This is a genomic window from Bacillus sp. AP50, from assembly GCF_040492675.1.
Taxonomy (GTDB): Bacteria; Bacillota; Bacilli; order Bacillales; family Bacillaceae_G; genus Bacillus_A; species Bacillus_A cereus.
Genome location: NZ_JBEUTW010000046.1, coordinates 1 through 3,832 on the forward strand (window position 1 = coordinate 1; position 3,832 = coordinate 3,832).

Sequence of the window (3,832 nt, forward strand, 5' to 3'; positions counted from 1 at the left end):
TATTATTATTTACAAAAAAATTGGTAAACCGGTTGAAAGAACAAATACTATTTATTTAAAAATTACTTCTCGTATGTTTACTACTCAAATTCTAATGAATGCTATATTTATTTCTTTAGTTGGTAAAGATATTGAGAATTTCCGTCAAATCTTTATATTATTTGAAGCTTTTGTATTCTTTATTGGAGCTATTTATTCGTTTAAATTATATAGACAGGAGTACAAATGATTCACTTACAAGAAACAATAAAAAACAGTAATGATTTTACATTACTGTTTTTTATTGTTCATTTTCAATTGTAAACTTTTCATTTTTAGTTAACTGTATATTCTATACATATGAGGTTAACATAACCCATCATTATCGTTAGCGAGGAAAAAGGACAACCCTGCCTCACAAGTGAACCCTTTTTTAGTTCTATGAATCTATACATATTTTATACATTCCTATCCTAACGCGGTTTTAGTGCTCTTGTTTGTTACTGGATTAGCCAAAAAACTGTATAAAATCTTGCATACTATTAACGTGTTTTTCAAAAATACTGGCATCCCCCAATTTGTGCTTTCTTATGGATATTTCTTGACTCCTCATTAAAACACTCTCCTGTTCTTTGTCTATCTTTAAGAATAAACCCTGCTTGTTTATTTCAAGTTCTTGCATCGAGGTTTTACCTTCTCCCAAAGCCAAACAAACAATTCAGATTACATGCCTATATCAAACTAAACATTCAATCTTTATCCAGTTTGTAAATAAAATAGGATAATCAGCCCCATAACGGACTAACTATCCTATAAATTATTATCTAAATTCAATAAAGTGAAACTTTAATCAGCCCTCACCAATCGGGCTTTTACGGGCAGTTGATCCCCACCTAATTTCTTTGCTTCCGCTGAAATTTGAGATGAGGGTCTTACTGCCCGGCAAATAGCGGGATAAAACTAGAACTTCTTTTCCTATGTATCATTACTTCGTTACCTCACCAAACTGCGCTCTCGTCACTTTCGCCAAGTCATCTACTTTAAGCTCAATTTGTATACCGATTTTCCCTCCACTTACAATCATCGTTTCAAGTGATTGGGCACTTTCATCAATACATGTAGAAAATAGCTTTTTCATTCCAACTGGTGAACAACCGCCGCGAATGTATCCTGACACTTTCGTAATATCTTTAACAGGAATCATTTCAATTTTCTTTTCACTTACTGCTTTTGCGGCAGCTTTTAAATTTAGTTCCTCATCTACCGGAATAATAAACACATGATAATTTTTACTATTCCCTTGAGCGATTAACGTTTTATATACTTCTCTCACTTCTCGTCCAATTTTCTCGGCTACTGCTACGCCATCAATTTTTCCATCGTCTGGATCATATGACATCATCGAATATTCAATTTTTTCTTTATCTAATATTCGCATCGCATTTGTTTTATCTTTTTTCATAACGTTCTCCTTAAAAGGTTATTTCATATTATTAAGTTTTATTATACACCCTTTTCCATTTCTCCTACATAACTTCACGTATATTTCAAAACTAAAAATATTGATAATTCAAAAATCATCTGATATAATTTGGAAAAACTTATGTTAAGGAGAGGTTTGTCATGCGAAATGTTAATACTTCTTTCCAACTTCATCATCATACGTAACGCCGTGTATCCGAAGAAAAATTTTTCTTCGTGGGTACAGGGCTTTTCCTGTTGACCCACGAAGCGTTCATAAAGCTATGTGGGTATTTTTATACCTGCATAGCTTTTTTTAATTTAAAAAAGGAGTGATTATGATGGAAATGAGAAATGTAAAAGGAACGAAAGACTATTTACCAGAGGAGCAAGTGCTGCGAAATAAAATTAAAAGAGCTTGTGAAGATACGTTTGAACGATACGGATGCAAACCTTTAGAAACGCCGACGTTAAATATGTATGAGCTTATGTCTTACAAGTACGGCGGTGGTGATGAAATATTAAAAGAAATATATACACTTCAAGATCAAGGAAAACGTGATATTGCCTTACGATACGATTTAACTATTCCATTCGCAAAAGTTGTGGCAATGAACCAGAACATCCGCCTCCCTTTTAAACGTTATGAAATTGGGAAAGTATTTCGAGATGGGCCAATTAAACAAGGAAGATTTCGTGAATTTATACAATGCGACGTTGATATTGTCGGTGTAGAATCAGTCATGGCTGAAGCGGAACTCATGAGCATGGCGTTTGAGCTGTTCCGAACATTAAACTTAGAGATATCGATCCAATATAATAACCGAAAATTGTTAAATGGTATTCTTCAGGCCATTAACATCCCTACTGAATTAACAAATGACGTCATTTTATCATTAGACAAAATCGAAAAGATTGGGATTGATGGTGTACGAAAAGATGTATTAGAGCGCGGAATTTCTGAAGAAATGGCTGATACAATATGTAATACTGTATTATCTTGTCTAAAGCTTACAATTGTTGACTTTAAAGAAGCTTTCAATAACCAACTCGTTGCCGATGGCGTAAACGAATTGCAACAATTACAGCAATATTTAATCGCTCTCGGAATAAATGAAAATACGATATTCAATCCGTTTTTAGCAAGAGGACTGACAATGTACACAGGTACTGTATATGAAATCTTCCTAAAAGATGGCTCAATTACATCTAGCATAGGTAGCGGCGGCCGTTACGATAACATTATCGGAGCATTCCGTGGTGATAGTATGAACTATCCAACAGTCGGTATTTCATTCGGTTTAGACGTTATTTATGCAGCACTATCGCAGAAAGAAACAATCTCATCTACAGCGGATCTATTTATCATCCCGCTCGGGACAGAATTACAATGCTTACAAATTGCCCAGCAATTACGTTCTACCACTTCCTTAAAAATCGAACTCGAACTAGCAGGACGCAAATTAAAACGTGCCCTTAATTATGCCAATAAAGAGAATATCCCTTATGTGCTTATTATTGGGGAAGACGAACTTAGTACAAACACTGTTGTGTTGCGGAATATGAAGGAAGGTAGTGAGATGAAGGTTCCGCTTACTTCTTTGAAAAATAATACATTGAATAAATATTTTACTACGCCTACTACGTTATGACTGTGAAGTATTCTCAAAATGTAAATCAGGTAAACAAAAAAGGGCTGTCCGCGCATGACAGCCCTTTTCCCTTAATGAACAACACCTTCATAAGTGAAATTATATTAACGATTTTCCGAATATATCTATCATAATTTACACTATATCAACGATACATAGATTTTTCATTTGATAGATAACCGGGCAATTAGTTTACATAAAATAATTATACTCAATTTAATCTTACAAAGCTTTAACATCCAATTACCTATTTTAATAATATATGGTTTTCTAATTTCACTACCAATTTAAGAAAAATTCATATCCTTCTCTACTATACCACTTTCATCTATTAACTTTTATTTTGTGCATTCCTACTCTCCAAAACTTTCTCCATATTATGAGTTGCCCATTCCATCATTAATAGAATCATTGGACGAAGTGATTCACCAAGCTCGGTTAACGAATATTCTACTTTAGGTGGCACTTCACGGTATACTTCACGATGTATGATGCCATCTGCTTCAAGTTCTCTAAGCTGCAGTGTTAACATTCTTTGTGTGATATTAGGTTTTAATCTTTTTAATTCATTAAACCTCTTTTTCCCATCTAATAAATGATACAAAATAACACCTTTCCATTTTCCACCAATCACCTCAACCATAGCTTCAACTGGACAAGAATATTTATTTAAAAATGGGTAATTTATATTATTTTCATTTGAACAATCCATAATAAATCCCTTCCCTTAACATTAGTAT

Annotated in this window: 5 protein-coding genes; 2 read left to right on the forward strand and 3 right to left on the reverse strand. The window is 33.6% G+C overall.

All coding sequences use genetic code 11. From position 1 onward, the window contains the following. Positions 1-229: 6-aminohexanoate hydrolase (locus tag ABWK52_RS05390; RefSeq protein WP_353771887.1), on the forward strand; the 229-nt coding region annotated here is incomplete at its 5' end. Between the two features lie 258 nt (positions 230-487). Here ABWK52_RS05390 and ABWK52_RS05395 read toward each other — a convergent pair. Both ABWK52_RS05395 and ybaK read right to left on the reverse strand, forming a co-directional pair. Further along, entirely contained in the window at positions 488-661 is a 174-nt protein-coding gene (locus ABWK52_RS05395) for a hypothetical protein (RefSeq protein ID WP_176519897.1), read from the reverse strand. Positions 662-964: 303 nt separating this feature from the next. Continuing rightward, positions 965-1,441 carry a Cys-tRNA(Pro) deacylase gene (gene ybaK / locus ABWK52_RS05400; RefSeq protein WP_098507737.1) on the reverse strand — a complete coding sequence of 159 codons (477 nt, stop codon included), beginning with the start codon at positions 1,439-1,441 and terminating at the stop codon, positions 965-967. Between the two features lie 337 nt (positions 1,442-1,778). On the opposite strand from ybaK, the gene ABWK52_RS05405 reads away from it, so the two are divergent. Continuing rightward, positions 1,779-3,092, forward strand: coding sequence for a histidine--tRNA ligase (locus ABWK52_RS05405; RefSeq protein ID WP_340637779.1), 1,314 nt, complete (start codon positions 1,779-1,781; stop codon positions 3,090-3,092). Positions 3,093-3,423: 331 nt separating this feature from the next. Here ABWK52_RS05405 and ABWK52_RS05410 read toward each other — a convergent pair whose 3' ends face one another. Beyond that, complete coding sequence (locus ABWK52_RS05410) at positions 3,424-3,804, reverse strand: winged helix-turn-helix transcriptional regulator (RefSeq protein ID WP_000340650.1); 381 nt, start codon at positions 3,802-3,804, stop codon at positions 3,424-3,426. Between the last annotated feature and the right edge of the window lie 28 nt (positions 3,805-3,832).